Genomic DNA, 20,527 nt, shown 5'->3' with positions numbered 1-20,527 from the left:
ACCATGCTGCTGTCGTACTGCACCAACGTCCACCCGGCCGAGCACCTCGACGGGGTGCTCGACCAGCTCGTGCGCTACGCCGCGCCCGTGCGCGAGGCCGCGGGGCTCGACGTGCTCGGCGTCGGGCTGTGGATGCCGGCCGTGCTCGCGCACCGTCTCGCGGGCTCGCCCGACGACCGCGTGCGCCTGCGGTCCGTGCTCGACGAGCACGGCCTCCAGGTCCACACGCTCAACGCGTTCCCGTACGGCGGCTTCCACGCCGACGTCGTCAAGCTCGACGTCTACACGCCCACGTGGGCCGACCCGGAGCGGCTCGCGTACACGCTCGAGTGCGCCGAGGTGCTGGCCGAGCTCCTGCCCGACGGCGTCGCCGGGTCGATCTCGACCCTCCCGCTCGCCTGGCGCGAGCCGTGGACGGACGCCGACGACGACGCCGCGACGCGCGCGTTCGCCGCGCTCGGGGAGGGCCTGCGCGACCTGCGCGAGCGCACGGGCACGGTCGTGCGCGTCGCGGTCGAGCCCGAGCCGGGCTGCGTGCTCGACACGGTGGACGACGTCGTGGCCTGGCTCGCGGCGCGCACGGGGCCGGACGTGCCGGCGGACCGGCGCATCGACCCCGAGCACGTGGGCGTGTGCCTCGACACGTGCCACCTCGCGGTGTCCTTCGCGGACCGCCGCGCGGGGACGGCCGCGACGGTGCGCCGCATCACCGACGCGGGCCTGCGGGTCGTCAAGGTCCAGGCGTCGGCCGCGCTGCACGTCGCGGACCCGGCCGGCGACGCGGCGCGCGCCGCCGTCGGTGCGTTCGCCGAGCAGCGGTACATCCACCAGGTGCGCGAGCTCACCGCGGCGGGCGACGTCCTCGCCGCCGACGACCTGCCCGACGCCCTGGGCGGCGCGCTGCCCGCGGAGGGACCGTGGCGCGTGCACTTCCACGTGCCCCTGCACCACGAGCCCGCCGCGCCGCTCGCCGCGACGACGGACGTGCTGCGCGCGGCGGTCGACGCCGTCCGCGCGGCGCCGCACGGCGACGAGGCCCACCTCGACGTCGAGACGTACACGTGGGCCGTGCTGCCCGAGGGGGCCGCGACCGACTCGCTCGTCGCCGGCATCGCGGCCGAGCTGCGCTGGGCGACGACCCACCTCGCCGCGACCCACCTCGTCGCGGCGCACGACGTCGCTGCCGCCGGGACGGCGCGCACCGAACCGCCCTCGGGGCCGACCGCGGACGATGCCGCGGCCGACCCGGGAATGACCAGGAGGACCGCATGAAGCCCGTGCTGCTGCTCGACGTCGTCGGGCTCACCTCGACCGCGCTCGCGCACATGCCGCGACTGCGCCAGCTCGCCGCGAGCGGCTGGCAGTCCGAGCTCGCGACGGTGCTGCCCGCCGTGACGTGCAGCGTCCAGTCGACCATGCTCACGGGGCTCAGCCCCGCCGAGCACGGGATCGTGGGCAACGGCTGGTACTTCCGCGAGCTCGGCGACGTCTACCTGTGGCGCCAGCACAACCGCCTCGTCGAGGGGGAGAAGCTCTGGGAGGCCGCGCGCCGGGCGCACGGCGAGTACTCGTCGGCGAACGTCTGCTGGTGGTACGCGATGGGCATGACGACGGACGTCACCGTCACGCCGCGCCCGATCTACCACGCGGACGGCCGCAAGTCCCCGGACGCCTACGTGCGCCCGGCGGCGCTCCACGACGACCTCGTCGGCCGGTTCGGCGAGTTCCCGTTGTTCACCTACTGGGGCCCGACGGCGGACATCACCTCGTCGCGGTGGATCGTGGACGCGACGCGGCACGTGCTGCGCACGCACGCGCCCGACCTCACGATGGCGTACGTCCCGCACCTCGACTACGACCTGCAGCGGTTCGGGCCCACGTCGCCGCAGGCCGACGCCGCGGCGGCCGAGCTCGACGCGACGCTCGCGCCGCTGCTCGACGACGCCGCGAACCAGGGCGTCACCGTGCTCGTGGTCTCCGAGTACGGCATCGCGGACGCCGACCGGCCCGTGCACCTCAACCGCATCCTGCGCCGGGAGGGCCTCCTCGAGGTCTACGTGCAGGACGGCAAGGAGCAGCTCGATCCCTGGACCTCGCGCGCGTTCGCGGTCGCGGACCACCAGGTCGCGCACGTGTACCTCGGCGACCAGCAGGACCCGGCGCTCCGGCGGCGCGTCACGGACCTGCTGCGCGGCGTGCCCGGCGTCGACGAGGTGCTCGACCGCGAGGCGCAGGCGCGGTACGGGCTCGACCACGAGCGGTCGGGCGACCTCGTCGTCGTCGCGGAGCCCGGCGCGTGGTTCACGTACTACTTCTGGCTCGACGACGCCCGCGCGCCCGAGTACGCGCGCGGCGTCGACATCCACCGCAAGCCCGGCTACGACCCCGCCGAGCTGTTCTTCGACCCGGCGGACCGGCTCGCGAAGGCGAAGGCCGGCCTCAACCTCGTGAAGAAGAAGGTGGGCCTGCGGTACGCGATGAGCACCGTGCCGCTCGACGCGTCGTACGTGAAGGGCTCGCACGGGCGGCTCCCCGACTCCTCCGCCGACACGCCGCTCGTGATCTGCTCGGACGCGGAGGTGCCGGCGTCGGTCGCGGGCGTGGTGGAGAGCGGGTCCGGGCAGGTCCCGGCCGCCGCGATCAAGGGCCTGGTGCTCGAGCTGCAGGGTCTCGGCGTCCGGGTCTGACGAGCGATCGCTACCGGGCGAGGCGCTCGTCGAGCCAGTCGAGCACGCGCTGCTCGACGAGCGCCCGTCCGAGGGGTTCGCAGTGCCCGCTCGCGCCCTCGTCGTCGCTGAAGGTGACGAGCGCCGCGCCGGGGACGAGCCCGGCCAGCCGCTCCGGCTGGCCGGGCCAGAACTGCTCGTCCTCCGGGCTCGTGACGAGCAGCGGCGTCGTGACCTGCGCGGCGACGTCGGAGGCGTCGTACCGGCGGACCTCGCGCAGCGTCGCGGCGAACCCCTCGACGCCGTACGGGCGAGCGCGGAACCGCCACGTGCGGGCGGCGCCCTTCGACAGGCGCAGGCCGAGCGCCATGTCGCGGTCGAACGCGTGGTCGTCGCCCTTGTCCAGGAACTTGAGGAGGCTCTTCGGCACCTCGCGCTCCCACGAGGTGGCCACGTCGACGACCCCCGGGTCGACGACGGCCGCGGCCGGGCGGTGCTCGAACGCGAGCGCGCGCGTGACCCAGTAGCCGGCCTGGCTGATCCCGTAGACCGCGACGCGGTCGGGATCGACGTCGGCCCGCCCGGCGACCGCGTCGAGCACGGGCGTGAGGACCGCCTCGAAGTCGGGACGGAACGGCACCCCGTGCTCGAAGAGCATCGACTGCTGGCCCGGGCCGTCGAACACGAGCGCGTGGTACCCGCGGCTCACCGCCCCGGACACGACGGCCGACCACAGCGCCGGCAGCGAGCCGTCCGAGCCGTTCACCGCGAGGACGACGGGCCCCCGGGCCCCGGGGTCGACGCCCGGGGCGCGGAAGAAGTACCCCGGGAGCGTTGTGCTCTCGTAGGGGATCGGGAAGCGCTCGACCTCGAGGTCCACGAGGTCGACCCAGCGGTCCCACGCCGCCCGGTGCTTGCGGAACGTCGGCAGCAGCGCCGCGTCGTCCTCGAGCCCGGACACCGCGTTCACCGCGACGCCGAGGTAGGTCGCCGCGCGCAGGTACGCGGAGGCGGCGCTCACGCCGTGCCCGCGCGCCGCGCACGACTCGCCGGTCGCGGCCAGGCGGTCGCCGAGCGCGTCCCAGGCGCGGAACCACGCGCGGTGGTCCGTGCCGACGTCGGCCACGGCCGCGAGCACCTCGCCGACGTCGGCGGCGCCGCTGAACGCGGCGCCGAGGACCGTGCGGATCTCGAAGTCGAGGTCGGGGTCGTGGGAGAAGCGTCCGGAAAGGCTGCTCCGGTGTGTGCCGTGCCCGGTCATGGGGTGCCCCTGCCGTCCTGGGAGGTACGGAACCCCACCCAGGCTAGGAGCGGTCGGGCGCTGGCGCGCGGCGAGGGACGGACGCGCGTGGTCGTGCGCGGTCGCTGCGGGGGTGCAGGACGGCGGGTCAGGCGCGGGTGACGGCACCCACGACGAGCGTCGCGACGACGCCCAGCACGAAGACCGCGGAGCACAACCCGCCCACGACCCGCGCTGCGCGCAGCCCTGCGGGGGCCGGCGCGTCGCCCGGGTCGAGGAACCCGACGAACGCCGACCCGGCGTACGAGGGCCGGATCGGCACGTGGAACTGGCGGACGTCGTGGTCGGTCAGCGCCGGCGGCGGCTGGTGCGCGAGCGCCGCCTCGACGCGACGGCGGCGCAGGCGACCGACCTGCAGCACGTACCCGGCGAGGACGCCGTACTGGCTGAGGTAGAACAGGCCCAGCGCGAGCACCGTCGTCCCGAGGCAGACCCCCGTCGCGGACCGCATCGACACCAGCAGGGCCACCCCGCCGGCGGTGAGCGCGGCGCCGAGGAGCAGCCACAGGGGCAGGACGGCCCAGGAGCCCGAGCGGTCGTCGGCGTACGGCGAGGCGGGCTGCGCCGGACGGCTCGAGTCCGCGAGCTGGTCCGCGAGCCGGCTCGCGGACGGCTTCTCGTCTTCCCACCAGGCCATCGGGCCCCTCCCTCGTCGCGGGTCGTCACCTGCCCCGGAACGCTAGCCGCCCGCGCGCCGCCGCTCCATGGGGAGCGGTGCCCGCCTAGTCGTCGTCCTCGTCGTCGGGCAGCGCGACGAGCAGGTCCAGGTGCAGCCCGAGCACCGTGCCGTCCGCGGCGACGGTCCGCACGAGCGGGTAGAAGCCGTCGCCCCAGCCGGAGTGCGCGAGCACGACGTTCTCGCCGTCCTGCGCGCCGGGCAGCAGGATGTTCGCCGCCCCCTCGCGCAGGTGGTCGGGGGAGTCCGTGAGCGCGAACCAGCTCGTGTCGGTGCCGTCGTCGAACACCTCGTCGTACCAGTCGCCCTCCGGCATGAGCCGGGCGACGGCGTCGGCGTCGGCGAACGCGACCGTCCCGGCGTCCACCGGCACGCCGTAGGCGGCGCCCGCCTCCGGCGGGCCGTCCGCGCCCTCGGGGACCACGGGCTCGACGGCGGCCACCTCGCCCTCGGCGAGCACGACGCTCAGGTACGCCTCGCGCAGGTGGGAGCCGTCCTGCTCGTCGGAGACGTCGGCGACGGTGACGCGCACCGGGTACCGCCCCGGCTCGACCGGCACGACGAGCCCGTGGCCGAGCAGCGTGAACGGGTCGGACGCCTCCAGGCGCCCGCTGGGGAGCACGAGCTCGCCCAGGTCGTGGACCGTGAGGGTGTAGTCGGGGCCGTCGGCCGCGCCCGTGCCGGCGGCGGGGCCGGGGCGCAGGGCGAAGAACGTGTCGGGGGAGGGGAAGTCGCTCACGCCCGCGAGCGTAGCGGGCCGCGCCCACGCGGGCGGCGGGGCCACCGCGCGACGTGCGGCGGAGTCGGGCAGGAGGGCGGTACGGCTGCAGCCGTCACATGACAGCGACGAGCACGCCGGTCAGTCACGCGTGCTGACGTCGTGCAGGACGAAGGTGGCGAACCCCAGCTCGCCTCGTGCGCCGCTCAGCCAGGCGTCGCGATTCCCGCGTGCGGTGGCAAGCGCCTGGTCGCGATCCTCGGTCGTCGGGGCCTCCCGCACGGCCCAGTCGACGAGCGAGCCGGTCCAGCTGAAGTGGTAGTCGTCCCACTCGGCCACCGTGCTGACGTGCCCGTACGACGGCTCGAAGCCGTGCTCGCGGACGGCCTGCACGAAGCCGACGAGGTCGGGATAGGCGTCGGCGGAGAGCTCGAGCGCTGCCAGCGCAGAAGCCGACGGGGAGCCTTCCCAGATGCTGTCGCCGACCAGCGCCTGGCCACCGGGGCGCAGGCGCCGCCGGACAGCGGCCAGCATGTCCTCCAGCCTGCCGAAGGCGTGGCTCGCACCGACGCACAGCACCACGTCGAAGACCCCGTCGTCCCAGGTGGCGGCATCCGTCTCGATCCAGCGCACCCGGTCGCTCAGCGTCCGCTCCTCGGCACGCCGGGCGGCAGAGGCCGGGAGCATGTGGTCGATCCCCACGCCGGTGGTCCCGGGGTAGGCGAGCAGCAGCTCCTGCAGCCACTCGCCCTCGCCGCACCCGAGGTCGACGGCGCGGGCGCCGTCGCTCGGGCTCAGCCAGCCGACCAGCTCGCGCAGCCGCTCGGGCGCCACCGGCGCTCCGATCGGATGGCGCCGGTGGGCGATGTCGAAGATCTCGGAGCGTTCCACCTCGGCGACGCTACAGGCCACCGCCTGCCCGCGCCGACGCCGTCCGACGAGCCGTCACCCGTGGCTCACGCAGCCCTGGACACGCCGACGGCGCCCGGTCCGTGGGGACCGGGCGCCGTCGGGCGGTGTCGCTCGAGCGTCCGCGAGGGGCGCTCAGGCGGCGGGCGTCACGAGCAGCTCAGCGCCTCGTAGTCGGCGTCGTAGGTCGTGGTGACCTCCTCGCCGTCGATCTCGGCGGTGAGCGTGGCCGTCACCGAGCCCGCGTCGAACGACGCGGCGCGCGACGAGAACGACCGGTAGGCGTTCTTGCCGTCCTTGACGTTCGGGAACGTCTTCTCGCCGTACGGCGTGGTCACGACGACGTCGGCCGTCGCGCCCGACTCGTTGAGCACGCGCACCGCGACGTGGGCCTTCCCGCCGAGGCAGCGGGCCTCGGCCGTGACGGTCGCGTCGACGACGGCGGACGTCGTGACGTCCACGGTCTGCCAGCGCGAGGTCGGCGTCGCGTTGTGCAGGTGCAGCAGCAGGAGCTTCCCGCTGCCGACCTCGACCGCCGACTCCGAGCGGTGCACGGTGATCGGCGCGTCGTCGGCCCCGACGTACACGAGCTCGCCCTCGCCCCCGAACCAGTAGGCCGGGTCGTACGGGTCGGCGGTGAACGTCTCGCTCGCGTCGACGAGCTGGTCGGCGGCCTGCGAGTACGGCGAGTACGTGAGGACCTGGAAGGTCGGCACGTCTCCCTCCTCGATGCCGAGCGACCCGATGCCGACCGGGATGACGACGACGTTGTTGTCGAACACGGAGGTGTCGACGTCGCCCCAGACGGTGTTGACCGGCTGCTGGTCGATGACGTCGCCGGCGTCGTGCTCCGTGCCGTCGGGGTCGGTCCAGTCCTTGAGCGTGTACGTCACGGCCAGCGTGACGTCGATCTCGGTGTCGAACTTCACCGCCGCGACCTCGAAGTCGGCCGAGCCGTCGGAGTCGACGTCGACCTCGACCGCGGGGATCGAGACGGAGCCGAGGCTCGCCCACTCCCCGTCCATCGCGACGCCGATGCCCATGAAGCCGTCGGCCGGGTCGCCCCCGGCCGCGGCCTCCTGCGGCGCCGTGGACGCGAAGCCGACCGCGCGCACGTCGGCCGCCGCGATGGCCGACGCCGAGGCGCCCACCGCCGCGTCCGCCTCGAGGCGGGGGCTCGTCGTCTTGAGCTCGAACGGTGCGACGAGCGACGTCCAGCCGCCGGAGTCGACGCCGCGGCCGTCGAGGTCGAGCTCGGCGGTCGTCGCGGTGCCCGGGAAGGCGACGGGCTTGCCGGACAGGTCGCTCACGAGCCGCGGCGAGGCCTGCACGGGGACGCGCAGCTCGCTGCCGCCGTCCGTCGGGGTGAGGACCACGCGGCCGCTCACCGAGGACACGAAGTCGCGCGGCACGCCGACCCCGGAGTCGGCCGACGACGTCGGGTCGAGCTCCTTGGCGAGCGTCGCCGGGTCCGCCGTGAGGGTCACGGTGACGACGGTGCGCTGGCCGGCGGGGACGGTGATCGACGCGGGCGCGACGGAGACGGTGGCGCCGCCGGCCGTGCTCGACTGCGTGAAGCCGGTCGAGTACGTCTTCGGGGTGTCGCCGGTGTTCTGCACCGTCACGGTCTTGCGGACCGTCACGGGGTCCGCGCCCACGGGCACGACGCCGAACGCGACGGACACCTGGTCCGAGTCCTGCGACGCGTAGGCGAGGGTCGTGTTCGTGGCGGCGTCGACGGCGTCGACCCGGCCGGAGCCCACGCGCTCGGGGCCGTACGCGGTGCCCGTGCCCGAGGGGCCGGTGAAGACGTCGTGCGTCGCGGTGTTCATGACCGACGCCTTGACCTCGGCCGGCGCCCAGCCCGGGTGGGCCTGCTTGACGAGGGCCGCGATGCCCGCGACGTGCGGGGTGGCCATCGAGGTGCCGGACTTGATGCTCGCGCCGACCAGGCGGCCGGACGCGACGGACGCGATGCCGGTGCCGGGCGCCGCGACGTCGGGCTTGGCGACGCCGAGCGAGCCGTGCACGCCGCGCGACGAGCCGCTGTTCAGCGTGTCGCCGATCTCCGGGATCGAGACGAACGACGACAGCGCGAGCGACGGGCCGACGGTCACCGTGACCTCGCCCGCCTCGATCGCCGGGCGCAGCGCGGCGTGGCTCGGGCCCGTGAGCTGGGCGCCGGGGATGCCGGGGTTGCCCGCGATGCCCGCGACGAACGACGACAGCTCGGAGGACAGCAGCACGCCGACGGCGCCCGCGGCCTCCGCGTTGTTGAAGCGCGCGGCGCTGCCGCAGGCGCGGGTCGCGTCGTCGTCGTCCCAGTAGAGGAACGCGATCTTGCCCGCGACGGCCGCCGCCTGCTCGGGCGTGAACGGGTCGCAGCCGGAGAAGTCGTCCGCGACGAACGCGACCGGGGCCGTGACGTCCGCCGTGCCCGCGTACGCCTGGGAGTTCTGCGCCGGGTACGTACCGGCGAGCGACTCCGGCGCCTCGACGCGGACCGCGTCGAACGTCTGCGTGTCGCCGACCGAGTTCGCGACCGTCAGCGCGGTGCGCGCGTTGCCGGGCGAGCCGCCGACGTCGGTCACGTCGCCCGCGTTGCCCGACGCGATGACGGACAGCGTGCCCAGGCGCGAGAGCTGGTCGATGAAGAGGTTCTCCGGGTCGTCCGCGGGCGAGCCGTCGGAGCCGAGGGAGAGGTTGACGATGTCGAGGCGGTCGGACAGGTCGCCGTCGCCGTTCGGGTCGGCCGCCCACTCGAGCGCGTCGACGACGACGCCCGTCGAGCCGCCGAGGTCGCCGAACACCTTGAGCGCGTAGATGCCCGCCTCGGGCGCGGAGCCCGGGCCGACCTGCCAGTCGGAGATGTCCGTGAGCGTCGAGTAGTCGCCGTCGAACGTCTCGCCGTCCGCGGTGACGCCGTACGCCGCCGTCGTGCCGGCCACGTGGGAGCCGTGGCCCGAGCCGACCGAGTCGAGCGAGTCGATGGGGTTCTCGTCGGGCGTCGGCACGAGGGTCGTGCCGGGGACGGTGCCGCTCGCGTCGTAGTCGTACCCGGCGAAGTCGTGGCCGCCGAGGAACTTCAGCTCGTCGTACGTGCCCTCGGGGACCGGGCCGGTGCCGCGGTCGCCGTAGGCCTCGTCGAACGCCTCCTGCGTGCCGGGGCCGCCGAACGCCTTGTGGGTGTAGTCGACGCCGGTGTCGATGATGCCGATGCGCACGCCCTCGCCGGTGAGGCCGGTGCTCTGCCACGTCTCGAGCGCGCGAGTGAACACGTCCGTGCCCTTGTTCGCGGGCTTCTTGGGGATGATCCGGTAGACCGTGCGGACCGAGGCGTCGCGCGCGAGGTCGCGCACGCGGGCCGCGTCGCCCGTGACGACGACGCCCGCGACGAGCGTGCTCGTCACCGACACCTGCTGCGGGTTGCGCGCGCCCGCGCTGCGGGCGGTCGCCTGCTGCGGGACGACGTCGTCCGCGAGCTGTGCGACCTCCTGCGCGTTGGCCTCGACCTCGTCGGGGCTCGCGCCCTGCGCCGTGAGGTCGACCGCCGACGGCGCGTCGAGCTCGACGAACGCGGTGACCGTGCCGGTCGCCTTGGCGAGCGACGGCGCGACCTTCTCGGTCGGCTCGAGGGACGCGCCCGACTGCACGCCGAAGGCGTTGCCGGGGTCGGGCGGCGGGTCCGCGGCGGCAGGTGCGGCGGCGGCCGCGACGACCGCGAGGCTCGCGGCGGCGGCGGTCAGTGACACGGGTAGAGAACGGTGCTTCATCGACACTCATCTCCCCGGCAGTGCCGGTTCGGCGAAGGGTTCGTGGATGGGTCCTTCCCAGCGGTCTCGCCCGGGTGGGACCGAGGCCACCCGAGCACGGTAACCAACGACCGCCCGACCTGCCCAGCGGCGGGGGACCTCCGCCGGGCCCCGGGGGACCGTCCGCCCTACGATGCGGGCGGGGTCACGGGACGTGGCCGTCCTGTGGGAGTCCCCTTCCCGCGTCAGGTCCACGGGGTGCGAACCCGGGGGCGTGGCCCACGCAGAAGGAGAACCATGACCAGCACTCCGCTCCGCGCCCTGTCCGCCGGCCTCGTGGCCGGTCTCGCGCTGGTGGGCGCCGTCGCCGCCCCGGCGCTCGCCTCGCCGTCGGGCGTCCGGGCCGCCCCGGAGGACGACCTCGCGGCGGTCCGGCTCGCCGACCAGCCCGTCGCGACCGGCGAGAGCTGCGCCGTCGAGGCCCAGCCTCTCCTCCCCGGCGAGGACCCTGCCGCGCTGCTCGCCGCACCCGAGGTGTGCTTCGGCTCGTTGGAGGAGGCGCTGGAGTTCGTGTCCGGGGACGAGGTGGCGCCGTCGCGCCTCGCGCGCGCCACGCGGGCCGACGTCGACGGCCTCGTCGGCGAGCTCAACGCGACCACGACGGCGGGCCCGCGGGCCGCGGCGGAGCGGGCGACGACGGCCGCGGCCGGCTCGATCGTGCTCGGCGTGCTGTGGCGGGACCCGAGCTACAAGGGCGCGTCGAAGGTGCTCTACGGGTCGGGCACCAACGGGTGCCACACCGGCTCGACGTACGGGTTCCCGAACCTCGCGAACCTCCTCATGAACAACGTCGTCTCCTCGGCGTCGACGTACGCCGGGTGCTGGGTGACGCTCTACGACTCGTACTCCTACGCGGGGACGAAGAAGAACTGCACGCCGCACTGCGCGAGCCTCGGCTCGTTCGACGACCGCGCGTCGTCGGTCGTCTACCGCCCCGCGGGCAGGCTCGGCTGAGCACGCCGCGTGACGCAGACCTCACGCACCCCGTCCCGGCGGGGCGCGGCGCGGCGGGTTACGGTCGGGGCACCGGGTCCTGCCCGGGACCCACGACGTCGAAGGAGATCTCGCATGCCCACCCGTATCGCACGCACCGCCTGGAACGGCGGCCTCCAGGACGGCCAGGGCCAGGTCGAGCTCACGAGCTCGAAGGTCGGGACGTACGACGTGTCCTTCCCGCGTCGCGCCGCCGACGACGCGGGCGGGGTCACGAGCCCCGAGGAGCTCATCGCCGCCGCGCACTCGTCCTGCTACGCGATGCAGTTCTCCGCGCTGCTCGGTGAGGCCGGCGCGACGCCCGTCTCGCTCGAGGTCACGGCGGAGGTCACCCTCGCGCCGGACCCGGCGGGCGGCTTCCAGATCCCGGAGATCGCGCTGACCGTCCGCGGCGAGGTCGAGGGCATCGACGCCGCCGGCTTCCAGCAGGCGGCGGAGGCGGCCAAGGCCTCGTGCCCCGTCTCGAAGGCGCTCGCGGGCGTCCCGACGATCACGCTGGACGCCACGCTCGAGAGCTGACCCCGGCACCGACGACGGACCCCGGGCCGCGCACCGCTGGACGGTGCACGACCCGGGGTCCGTCGTGTCAGGGGCGTGGTGCCGCGAGCGGGTCCGGTCAGCGAGGGAGGAGCGGGGGCGAGGACGTCCCGGCGCCCGCCCGGATGCCGTCGACGAGCTCGGCGAGCGTGTCCTTCGCGCCGTGCACGGGGCGCCAGCGCAGCAGCTCCGTCGCGAGCTCGGTGTCGAGCACGGGCACGCGCATCGCCATGTCGAGCCAGCCCTCGCCGACGGGCGCGAGGCGCGCGCGCCACGCGACGGCGACGGCGGTCCGGGCCGTCGCGTAGGGCACGGTGCGCAGCGAGCCGTCCGCGACGACGTCGGCCACGTCCTGCGCCGTGAGCACCGTGGGGTGGGCGACGTTGAACGGCCCGGGGTGCCGGCCCACGACGATCCGCGCGTACGCGTCCGCGAGGTCGTCGGCGTGCACGACCTGGAGCCGCAGGCCGTCGGGCAGCGGGACCGCCGGGAGCGGGTCGCGACGCAGCACGCGCGTGCCGAGCGGGCCGAGGAAGTACCGCGCGATCTCGGAGCCCGCGTCGCGCTGGAACACGAGCGCCGAGCGGACGCGCGAGACGACGATCCCCGTCTCCCGGTCGAGGTCGTCGAGCAGCGTCTCGACGGCGGCCTTGTCCTCCGAGTACGACGAGCCCGGGACGCCCTCGACGGGCCAGCCCTCGTTCACCGGGGTGTCGCGCGCGTCCCCCGCGTACGGGGCGGGGGAGTAGGCGCCGACGGACGACGCCACGACGACGTGCGCGACGCCCGCCCGCTGCGCCGCCTCGACGACGCGGCGCGTGCCCTCGACGTTGACGCGCCGCAGCCGCTTGCGGTCGTGGCTCGGCTGGATCGCCCACGCGAGGTGCACGACGACGTCCGCCCCCGCGAACGCGGCGTCGAGCCGCTGGTCCGCGTCGGAGGCCGCGACGTCGGCGTACCGCCAGGTCGCGACGTCGTGCGGGAAGCGCACGGTGCTCGACCCGTCGGCGCGCGGCACGCGCCGAGCGACCGCCACGACGGACGTCACGACCGGCTCCTCCGCGAGCCGGCGCAGGACCGCCGTGCCGACGTTCCCGCTCGCTCCGACGACCACCACGCGCATGCGCTGCCTCCCGACCTCGTCCGCTGCCCGTCGCCCCGACGCTAGCCCGCCGCGGGCGAGTTCGCCCGGGCGATGGCCAGGACGGCGCCGCGCGCGGGCTCGGGGAGCTCGGGCACGAGCACGACGGCGCTCGCGAGCACGAGGCTCTCGATGTCCGCGCGGCTCAGGTCCCCGCCGCCGAGCCACGCGGCCGTGACGTTCTCCACGAGCGCGACCCAGCCCGCGGCGAGCAGCCGGAGACGGGGCGTCGTGGGCAGCGCGTCCGTCGTGGTGGCGCTCACGGTCGAGGTCAGGCGCGCGACGAGGCTGTCGCGGACGCGCGCGAGCGCCTCCTGGGTGGCGTCGTCCTCGGCGAGCACCCCGCGCCACAGGTCCTGCCAGACGAGCCGGCGCGCCTCGACGGCGTCGAGGTAGGAGGCGACGGCGAGCGCCGGGCGCTCGACGAGGGGACGATCGTCCGGTGCGACCGTCGCCGCCTCGAGCTCCGCCACGGCCTCCAGCGCGACGGCCCGGCGCAGCCCGGCCGTGGACGCGAAGTAGTGGAAGACGAGCGCCTTCGACGCCCCCGAGCGGGCCGCGACGGCCGCCGGGGTCAGGGCGTCGAGGCCGTGCTCGTCGGCGTGGCGCGCGGCCGCGTCGAGCAGCTCGCGCCGTCGGTCGGCGGGCTCGCGCCGTCGGCGGGCGCCGCCCGGCCGGGCGCGCACGGAGCCGTCGGCGCCGGAGGGGCCGGCGGGGGTGGGCGTGCGAGGCATGACACCGTTCTACGCTGTTGTTGACCGCGAGTCAACAAGAGGCGTAGCGTTGTTGACCGTGAGTCAACGGCGCCCCGGGGCAGGCCCGGGACGCCTCGGAGGGGAAGAACCGGATGCAGATCACGCTGACGGACGTGCGCGTCGACGGGCGGCGCGAGCCCATGCTCGAGCCGATGGACCTCGCCTGGTCCACGGGCGAGTGCGTGCTCGTCGCCGGGGAGCCCGGGCACGGGCACACCGCGCTCGCCCTCGTCGCGACAGGCCGCTTCGACCCCTCCGCGGGGGAGGTCCGCCTCACCCCGGCGAGCACGCCGTCGCACCGCTCCGGTCGCCCCGCGCGCGGCGCCGCCGCGACCCTGCGCGACGTGACCGCCGTCGTCGACGTGCCCGGCATCAGCGAGCCCGACGACGCCCTCACCGTGGCCGACGTCGTCGCCGAGGGCCTCGCGCTCGCCGGCCGCCGCTCGCTGCCCACCGACGTGACCCGCTGGCTCGCCGACCACTCCCTCACCACCGACCGTGCGCGACGCCTCGACCAGGTGCCGGGGGTCGTGCGCACCGCCCTGCTCGCGGCGCTCGCGGCCGAGGACCCGGACGTCCGGTTCCTCGTGCTCACGCTCCCCGACCGGCACGGGGGAGAGCCGTCGGGCTGGTGGGAGGTCGCGCAGAGCCTCGCGGGCGCCGGGTACGGCGTGCTCGTGCAGTGCACGCGCGCCTCGGCCCGCGACCTCGGCGTGGACCTCCCGCCCGCGCGCGGTGCGTCGATCCACCAGCCGCCGGCCGTCGTGCTGCGCACGCGCCCCGAGCCGCCGCGCGACCCGGACCCCGCGCCGGACCCGGACCTCGCGCCGGACCCAGACCCTGCGCCGGACCCCGACCCCGCGCCGGGGCCGGACCCCGCGCCCGAGCCGGACCCGGCTCCCGAGCAGCCCGTCCCCGCCGCCGCCCCCACCACGACCGACGAGCCCGCCGCCCCGCACGACCCCGAGGAGGACCGATGACCGCGATCCGCCTCGGGCTGTCCGAGCTGCGCCGCCTCGCCGCGGGCACGCTGCCCCGCCTCGCGATCCTCGCGATGGCGCTCATCCCCACGCTCTACGCGGGCCTCTACCTGTTCGCGAACCACGACCCGTACGACAAGCTCGACGAGATCCCCGCCGCGCTCGTCGTGCTCGACGAGGGCACGACGACCACCGACGCCCAGACGGGCGCGACGACGCGGCGCGACTTCGGGCGCGACGTCGCCGACCAGCTGCTCGACGACGGCGGCTTCGGCTGGGTCGAGACCAGCCAGGTCGACGCCGAATACGGGGTCCGGTCCGGCCGGTACGACGCCGCGCTCGTCATCGGCCCGACCTTCTCGGCGGACCTCGCGTCCGCGGGCGAGTTCGAGCCGCAGCAGGCGAGCCTCACGCTCATCACCAACGACGCGAACAACTACCTCGCGCGCACGATCGCGGACCAGATCGTCGGCAAGGTGCGCGACTCGATCGCCGAGCAGGTGGGCACGGAGGCGGCCGACACGTTCCTGCGCGGCTTCGCGTCCATCCACACCAACCTCGCCGACGCCGTGGACGGCGCGGACCAGCTCCTCGACGGGTCGACGCAGCTCCGCGACGGCCTCGTCACCGCGGACGACGGCGCGCACACCCTCGCCGACGGCGCGGGGCAGGCCGCCGACGGCGCCGAGCGTCTCGACGCGAGCACCGGGACGCTCGCGGACGCCGTCGGGCAGCTCGACGACGGCGCGGAGGCGCTCGCGTCCGGGCTCGGCACGCTCCGGGGCGCGACGTCGTCCCTGCCCGCCCAGACCCAGCAGCTCGCCGACGGCGCCGCGCAGGTCGCGGACGGGAACGCGCAGGTCGCGCAGTACGGGCAGCAGGCGGCCGCGGCCGCGGGCGAGGTGCTCCCGACGCTCGACACGATCCGCGGCGACGTCGACGCCCGGCTCGACCAGCTCGTCGCCGACGGCGTCATCGACCGGGCGACCGCGGACCAGGTGCGGGCGCAGGTCGGGCCCGTGCTCGACCAGCAGCGCGAGCAGGTGCAGGGCGCCGTCGACCAGGTGACCGCCGCGTCCGAGAAGCTCGACCAGCTCGCCGACGGGTCGCGCCAGGTGTCCGACGGCGCGGCCCGGCTCGCGGGCGCGACGCCGCAGCTGACCTCCGGCATCGCGAGCGCCGCCGACGGCGCGGACCGCCTCGCCGACGGCACCGGACAGCTCGCCGCCGCGACCCCGCAGCTCGTGGACGGCGTCTCGCAGCTCGCCGACGGCACGCGCCAGGTGTCCGACGGCGCGACCTCGCTCGCGGACGGTACGTCGCAGCTGCGCGACGGCTCGGGCGAGCTCGTCGACGGCGTCACGCAGCTCCGCGACGGGCTCGCCGAGGGTCTCGGCCAGGTGCCGGACCTCGACGAGCAGACCCGCCAGGACACCGCCGAGACCATCGGCAACCCCGTGTCCGTGCAGACCGACGCGCTGTCGTCCGCGGGCACGTACGGCGGCGGCCTCGCGCCGTTCTTCCTGTCGCTCGCGACGTGGATCGGCGCCTACGTGCTCTTCCTGCTCGTGCGCCCGCTGTCGTCGCGGGCCCTCGCCGCCGGGAGGTCGGGCCTGGCCACCGCCCTGGGCGGGTGGCTCACCCCGGCCGCGATCGGCGTCGTGCAGGTCGCCGCGATGTTCACCGTGACGAAGTTCGCGCTCGACATCGACCCGGTCCACGGGGTCGGGACCGCGCTGTTCCTCGTGCTGGTGTCGGCGACGTTCGTCGCGATCCTCCAGGCGCTCAACGTCTGGCTCGGCGCCGCGGGCCAGTTCCTCGGGCTCGTGCTCATGCTCGTCCAGCTCGTCACCGCGGGCGGCACGTTCCCCTGGCAGACGATCCCCGAGCCGCTGCGCTCCATGCACCGGTTCCTGCCCATGACGTACGCGGTCGAGGGCCTGCGCCAGCTCCTCTACGGCGGGAACATGGCGACGGTCACGCGCGACGTCACGGTGCTCGTCGTCGTGCTGGTCGCGGCCCTGGCCCTGACGACGGTCGCCGCCCGCAAGCAGCGCGTCTGGACGATCAAGAAGCTCCAGCCGGAGCTGGTCCTCTGACCTCGACGCCGCGTGGTCCTGCGCCGAGCAGGCGGTCTGGGCTGGTCCGCGGTGTCTGACCAGCCATGACCGCCTGTTCGGCCAGCCGGGAACGCCTGGTCGGCGGGTCACGGGGCGGACAGGCCGGAAGGTGCGGGCGCGGGGGGTGCGACAATCGCGACGTGTCCGCTGAGATCGACGCCACCCCGACCCCCGCCCCGCAGCACCACGGGAACGGCTCGCGGCGGTCCGGCTCCCGCGCGACGACGTCGCCGGAGGCGGAGCACGCCGCTGCCGTCCGCGAGGCCGAAAGGGCGGCAGACGCCGCGCGCACGGCGCTCGCGGACGCGCTGCGGACGGTCGTGCGCGGCACGGTCGACACCGCGACACGCCGCCGCGCGGAGTACTCGACCGACGCGTCGAACTACCGCGTCGTGCCCGAGGCCGTGGTCTACCCGCAGGACGCGGACGACGTCGTCGCCGCGCTGGACGTGCTGCGCGAGCTCGAGGTGCCGGTCACGGCGCGCGGGGCGGGGACGTCGGTCGCGGGGAACTCGATCGGGCCGGGCGTGGTCCTGGACTTCACGCGGCACGTGAACCGCGTGCTCGACGTCGACCCGGAGGCGCGCACGGCGCGCATCGAGCCGGGCGTCGTCATGTCGACGCTCCAGCAGGAGGCGGCGCCGCACGGGCTGCGGTTCGGCCCGGACCCCTCGACGCAGAACCGCGCGACGCTCGGCGGCATGATCGGCAACAACGCGTGCGGGCCGCACGCCGTCGCGTACGGGCGCACGGTCGACAACGTGCTCGCGCTCGACGTCGTCGACGGCCGCGGGCGCCGCTTCACGGCCGGCAAGGGCGACCCGACGTTCGCGGCGGTCCCCGGCCTGGCGGAGCTCGTCCGCGAGAACCTCGCGCTGATCCGCACGGAGTTCGGGCGGTTCGGGCGCCAGGTGTCGGGCTACTCGCTCGAGCACCTGCTGCCGGAGAACGGCTCGGACCTCGCGAAGGCGCTCGTCGGCACCGAGGGCACGCTCGTGACGATCCTCGAGGCCACGGTGCGCCTGGTGCCGGTGCCGTCCAAGCCGACGCTCGTCGTGCTGGGCTATCCGGACATGCCGTCCGCGGCCGACGACGTCCCGACCTTCCTCGGCCTCAGCCCCCTCGCGGTCGAGGGCCTCGACGCGCGGCTCGTCGACGTCGTGCGCCGCGCCAAGGGCGACGCGTCTGTGCCGCCGCTGCCCCCGGGCGCCGGCTGGCTCATGGTCGAGGTCGGCGGCGCGACCCCCGAGGAGGCGATGGCGAACGCGGAGGCGATCGTCGCGGCGTCGGGCAGCGAGGCCACGATGATCCTGCCCGCGGGCCCCGAGGCGACCAAGATGTGGCAGATCCGGGCCGACGGCGCGGGGCTCGCCGGGCGCACGCCCGCGGGCGAGCAGGCGTGGCCGGGCTGGGAGGACTCCGCCGTCCCGCCGGAGAAGCTGGGCGACTACCTGCGCGACCTCGACGCGCTCATGGCGCGCTACGGCGTCGACGGCCTGCCGTACGGGCACTTCGGGGACGGGTGCGTGCACCTGCGCATCGACATCCCGCTCGAGGCGTCGGGCTCGGTGCTGCGCACGTTCATGCTGGAGGCGGCCGAGCTCGTCGCGAAGTACGGCGGCTCGCTCTCGGGAGAGCACGGCGACGGCCGCGCGCGCTCGGAGCTGCTGCCGGTCATGTACAGCCCCGAGGCGATCGCGCTCATGGAGCGGTTCAAGGCGCTGTTCGACCCGCAGGACGTCATGAACCCGGGCGTCGTGGTGCGCCCGAGCGCCGTCGACGACGACCTGCGCCGCCCGCACGCGCACCCGCTGCTGTCGAAGGTCGGCGCGCCGGGGACGCCCGGGACGAGCACGGCCGCGCCCGCGAAGGTCACGAAGATCTCGCGTCGCGCCGGCTACCAGGGCTTCTCGTTCGCGCACGACCACGGCGACATGACCCAGGCCGTGCACCGGTGCGTCGGCGTCGGCAAGTGCCGCGCCGACACCAGCGCCGCGGGCGGCTTCATGTGCCCGTCGTACCAGGCGACGAAGGACGAGAAGGACGTCACGCGCGCCCGCGCCCGCGTGCTCCAGGAGGCGGTGAACGGCACGCTCGTCGGCGGTCTCGCGGCGCCCGAGGTGCGCGAGTCGCTTGACCTGTGCCTGTCCTGCAAGGCGTGCTCGAGCGACTGCCCCGCGGGCGTCGACATGGCGCAGTACAAGTCCGAGGTGCTGTACCGGACGTACCGCGGCAGGCTGCGCCCCGTCGACCACTACTCGCTCGGCTGGCTCCCGGTCTGGGCGCGCCTCGCGACGGGCATGCCGCGCCTGGCCAACAAGCTGCTCGGGTTCCGGCCGCTCGCGAAGGCGGTCCTGTGGGCGGGCGGCATGGACACGCGCCGCTCCATGACGGAGTTCGCCGAGGTGCCGTTCCGCACGTGGTGGAGGCGCGGCGGCGCGACCCAGGGCGTGCCCGGCCTGCGCATCGGGCAGCAGCCCGGCCGCCCCGTGCGCGACGAGCGCCCGAAGGTCGTCCTGTGGACCGACTCGTTCAGCGACAACATGTCGCCGGGCGTGCCGCAGGCCGCCGTCAAGGTGCTCACCGCGGCGGGGTACGACGTCGTCGTGCCCGACGAGCAGGCGTGCTGCGGCCTCACGTGGATCAGCACGGGCCAGCTCGACGGCGCGCGCAAGCGCCTGGAGAACCTGCTGTCCGTGCTCGGCCCGTACGCCGTGAACGGCATCCCGATCATGGGGCTCGAGCCGTCGTGCACGGCCGTGCTGCGCTCCGACCTCGTGGACCTGTTCCCCGACGACCCGCGCGCCCAGGCGGTCTCCGCCGCGACGCGCACGCTCGCCGAGCTGCTCACCTCGGTCGACACCGCGCCCGGGCGCGAGTCCGGGTGGCGCGTGCCGGACCTCTCGGACGTGACCGCCGTCGTGCAGCCGCACTGCCACCAGCACTCGGTGATGGGCTTCGCCGCGGACGAGCGGCTGCTGCGCGACGCGGGCGCGACCATCAAGGTCCTCGCCGGCTGCTGCGGTCTCGCGGGCAACTTCGGCATGCAGAAGGGCCACTACGAGACGTCGGTCGCCGTCGCGGAGAACGCGCTCCTGCCCGCGCTGCGCGACGCCGCCCCCGGCGACGTGTACCTCGCGGACGGGTTCTCGTGCCGCACGCAGGCCGACGACCTCGCCGGCGTGCAGGGCAAGGCCCTCGTCGAGCTGCTCGCCGAGCGGCTCTGATCGTCGCGGGCGGCCGGGGTGCCCGACGGCGCGCGATCGCCCGGGGCGGCCGTCAGCCGCGCGCGGGGTGCACGTCCGTGATCGCGTAGCACTCCTCGTCGTCGATCGCGCGCGGCACCGGGTCGAGCGTGAGCGACGTCGGGTAGCCCAGCTCGTCGTCGAACGCGACGTCGGTGACGTCGTCGTGGCGCTCGTCCACGAGGTCGAGGAACCCGTCGATCGTGCGGCCACCGCTCTCGACGTAGGACTCGGGGGTCGTCTCCAGGTGCGCGAGGCTCGCGGAGACCGCGACCACCTCGCCGCCCGCGACCTCGACGTCGAAGTCCCCGACGAGGTGCCGCTCCCCGCACGACGACGTGAGCGTGAACGCGTAGTCGTCGTACCCCGCCGCAGCCCACCGGTCCCGTGCGTCCGCGAGCCCGGCGACCGGCCCCTCGGCGCTCGCGGGCGCGCACCCGGTCACGAGCGGCGCGACGACGAGCGCGCCCAGGGCGAGCACCGCCGTCGTCCAGGACGGCCGAGCGCGGCGGTGCGACGTCTTCTCCATGCCCTGCTCGTGTGCCGGCTCGGCCCGGTCTTGCCGTGCCTCGCACGTCCGGGCACCGAGGTGCGGTCCGTCGACCCCGGCGCGAGCATGGCAGGGGAGCACCACCGCGGGCGGTGCTCCGTCCACGTCGTCGGCGGTGAGGGGCA

The 20,527-nt window shown here is 75.3% G+C and carries 15 protein-coding genes; 7 read left to right on the top strand and 8 right to left on the bottom strand.

All coding sequences use genetic code 11. From position 1 onward, the window contains the following. Positions 1–3 precede the first annotated feature (3 nt). Both eboE and B9L22_RS06335 read left to right on the top strand, forming a co-directional pair. Positions 4–1,272: a metabolite traffic protein EboE gene (gene eboE / locus B9L22_RS06340; RefSeq protein ID WP_198947239.1), complete on the top strand. Its 1,269-nt coding sequence runs from the start codon at positions 4–6 to the stop codon at positions 1,270–1,272. Then, positions 1,269–2,687, top strand: coding sequence for an alkaline phosphatase family protein (locus tag B9L22_RS06335; RefSeq protein WP_085387332.1), 1,419 nt, complete (start codon positions 1,269–1,271; stop codon positions 2,685–2,687). Before eboE ends, B9L22_RS06335 begins: the two co-directional genes overlap by 4 nt. Positions 2,688–2,697: 10 nt before the next feature. On the opposite strand, the gene B9L22_RS06330 is transcribed toward B9L22_RS06335, so the two are convergent. From B9L22_RS06330 to B9L22_RS06310, 5 genes are all read right to left on the bottom strand, one after another. Beyond that, positions 2,698–3,927 carry a S9 family peptidase gene (locus tag B9L22_RS06330; RefSeq protein WP_086149732.1) on the bottom strand — a complete coding sequence of 410 codons (1,230 nt, stop codon included), beginning with the start codon at positions 3,925–3,927 and terminating at the stop codon, positions 2,698–2,700. Positions 3,928–4,054: 127 nt separating this feature from the next. Then, a complete protein-coding gene (locus B9L22_RS06325; protein ID WP_021483700.1) occupies positions 4,055–4,603 on the bottom strand; it encodes a hypothetical protein in 549 nt (182 codons plus the stop codon). 85 nt (positions 4,604–4,688) lie between these two features. Continuing rightward, positions 4,689–5,381: a DUF4241 domain-containing protein gene (locus B9L22_RS06320; protein WP_158097160.1), complete on the bottom strand. Its 693-nt coding sequence runs from the start codon at positions 5,379–5,381 to the stop codon at positions 4,689–4,691. Between the two features lie 120 nt (positions 5,382–5,501). Beyond that, positions 5,502–6,251 carry a cyclopropane-fatty-acyl-phospholipid synthase family protein gene (locus B9L22_RS06315; RefSeq protein WP_158097159.1) on the bottom strand — a complete coding sequence of 250 codons (750 nt, stop codon included), beginning with the start codon at positions 6,249–6,251 and terminating at the stop codon, positions 5,502–5,504. Positions 6,252–6,418: 167 nt separating this feature from the next. Next, complete coding sequence (locus B9L22_RS06310; RefSeq protein ID WP_158097158.1) at positions 6,419–10,021, bottom strand: S8 family serine peptidase; 3,603 nt, start codon at positions 10,019–10,021, stop codon at positions 6,419–6,421. A 297-nt stretch (positions 10,022–10,318) separates the two neighbouring features. On the opposite strand from B9L22_RS06310, the gene B9L22_RS06305 reads away from it, so the two are divergent. After that, complete coding sequence (locus tag B9L22_RS06305) at positions 10,319–11,035, top strand: hypothetical protein (protein ID WP_086149728.1); 717 nt, start codon at positions 10,319–10,321, stop codon at positions 11,033–11,035. Between the two features lie 114 nt (positions 11,036–11,149). Continuing rightward, the gene (locus B9L22_RS06300; RefSeq protein ID WP_043658839.1) at positions 11,150–11,593 is read left to right on the top strand and encodes an OsmC family peroxiredoxin; all 444 of its coding nucleotides are present in this window, start codon (positions 11,150–11,152) and stop codon (positions 11,591–11,593) included. 97 nt (positions 11,594–11,690) lie between these two features. On the opposite strand, the gene B9L22_RS06295 is transcribed toward B9L22_RS06300, so the two are convergent. Then, positions 11,691–12,734, bottom strand: a complete 1,044-nt coding sequence (locus B9L22_RS06295; RefSeq protein WP_076404548.1) for an NAD-dependent epimerase/dehydratase family protein — start codon at positions 12,732–12,734, stop codon at positions 11,691–11,693. Positions 12,735–12,775: 41 nt separating this feature from the next. Continuing rightward, on the bottom strand, positions 12,776–13,486 hold the full coding sequence (locus tag B9L22_RS06290) for a TetR/AcrR family transcriptional regulator (RefSeq protein ID WP_086149727.1): 711 nt from the start codon (positions 13,484–13,486) through the stop codon (positions 12,776–12,778). Between the two features lie 113 nt (positions 13,487–13,599). Between B9L22_RS06290 and B9L22_RS20175 the strand changes: the two genes are divergently transcribed. The 3 genes from B9L22_RS20175 (at position 13,600) to B9L22_RS06275 (ending at position 19,834) form a co-directional block, all read left to right on the top strand. Continuing rightward, entirely contained in the window at positions 13,600–14,487 is an 888-nt protein-coding gene (locus B9L22_RS20175; RefSeq protein ID WP_198947238.1) for a hypothetical protein, read from the top strand. Further along, complete coding sequence (locus B9L22_RS06280; RefSeq protein WP_086149726.1) at positions 14,484–16,586, top strand: YhgE/Pip domain-containing protein; 2,103 nt, start codon at positions 14,484–14,486, stop codon at positions 16,584–16,586. Before B9L22_RS20175 ends, B9L22_RS06280 begins: the two co-directional genes overlap by 4 nt. A 329-nt stretch (positions 16,587–16,915) precedes the next feature. Further along, positions 16,916–19,834: an FAD-binding and (Fe-S)-binding domain-containing protein gene (locus B9L22_RS06275; RefSeq protein WP_233139934.1), complete on the top strand. Its 2,919-nt coding sequence runs from the start codon at positions 16,916–16,918 to the stop codon at positions 19,832–19,834. A 52-nt stretch (positions 19,835–19,886) separates the two neighbouring features. Here B9L22_RS06275 and B9L22_RS06270 read toward each other — a convergent pair whose 3' ends face one another. After that, complete coding sequence (locus B9L22_RS06270) at positions 19,887–20,381, bottom strand: DUF6174 domain-containing protein (RefSeq protein WP_086149725.1); 495 nt, start codon at positions 20,379–20,381, stop codon at positions 19,887–19,889. Positions 20,382–20,527: the final 146 nt, after the last annotated feature.

The organism is Cellulosimicrobium sp. KWT-B, assembly GCF_002127155.1.
GTDB classification, from domain to species: Bacteria; Actinomycetota; Actinomycetes; order Actinomycetales; family Cellulomonadaceae; genus Cellulosimicrobium; species Cellulosimicrobium funkei.
This window is presented reverse-complemented; position numbering and strand designations above follow the sequence as displayed.

Coding starts and splice junctions, on each gene's coding strand:
- eboE (WP_198947239.1), top strand. CDS start 4: ATGCTGCTGTCGTACTGCACCAACGTCCACCCGGCCGAGCACCTCGAC.
- B9L22_RS06335 (WP_085387332.1), top strand. CDS start 1,269: ATGAAGCCCGTGCTGCTGCTCGACGTCGTCGGGCTCACCTCGACCGCG.
- B9L22_RS06330 (WP_086149732.1), bottom strand. CDS start 3,927: ATGACCGGGCACGGCACACACCGGAGCAGCCTTTCCGGACGCTTCTCC.
- B9L22_RS06325 (WP_021483700.1), bottom strand. CDS start 4,603: ATGGCCTGGTGGGAAGACGAGAAGCCGTCCGCGAGCCGGCTCGCGGAC.
- B9L22_RS06305 (WP_086149728.1), top strand. CDS start 10,319: ATGACCAGCACTCCGCTCCGCGCCCTGTCCGCCGGCCTCGTGGCCGGT.
- B9L22_RS06300 (WP_043658839.1), top strand. CDS start 11,150: ATGCCCACCCGTATCGCACGCACCGCCTGGAACGGCGGCCTCCAGGAC.
- B9L22_RS06295 (WP_076404548.1), bottom strand. CDS start 12,734: ATGCGCGTGGTGGTCGTCGGAGCGAGCGGGAACGTCGGCACGGCGGTC.
- B9L22_RS06290 (WP_086149727.1), bottom strand. CDS start 13,486: ATGCCTCGCACGCCCACCCCCGCCGGCCCCTCCGGCGCCGACGGCTCC.
- B9L22_RS20175 (WP_198947238.1), top strand. CDS start 13,600: ATGCAGATCACGCTGACGGACGTGCGCGTCGACGGGCGGCGCGAGCCC.
- B9L22_RS06280 (WP_086149726.1), top strand. CDS start 14,484: ATGACCGCGATCCGCCTCGGGCTGTCCGAGCTGCGCCGCCTCGCCGCG.
- B9L22_RS06270 (WP_086149725.1), bottom strand. CDS start 20,381: ATGGAGAAGACGTCGCACCGCCGCGCTCGGCCGTCCTGGACGACGGCG.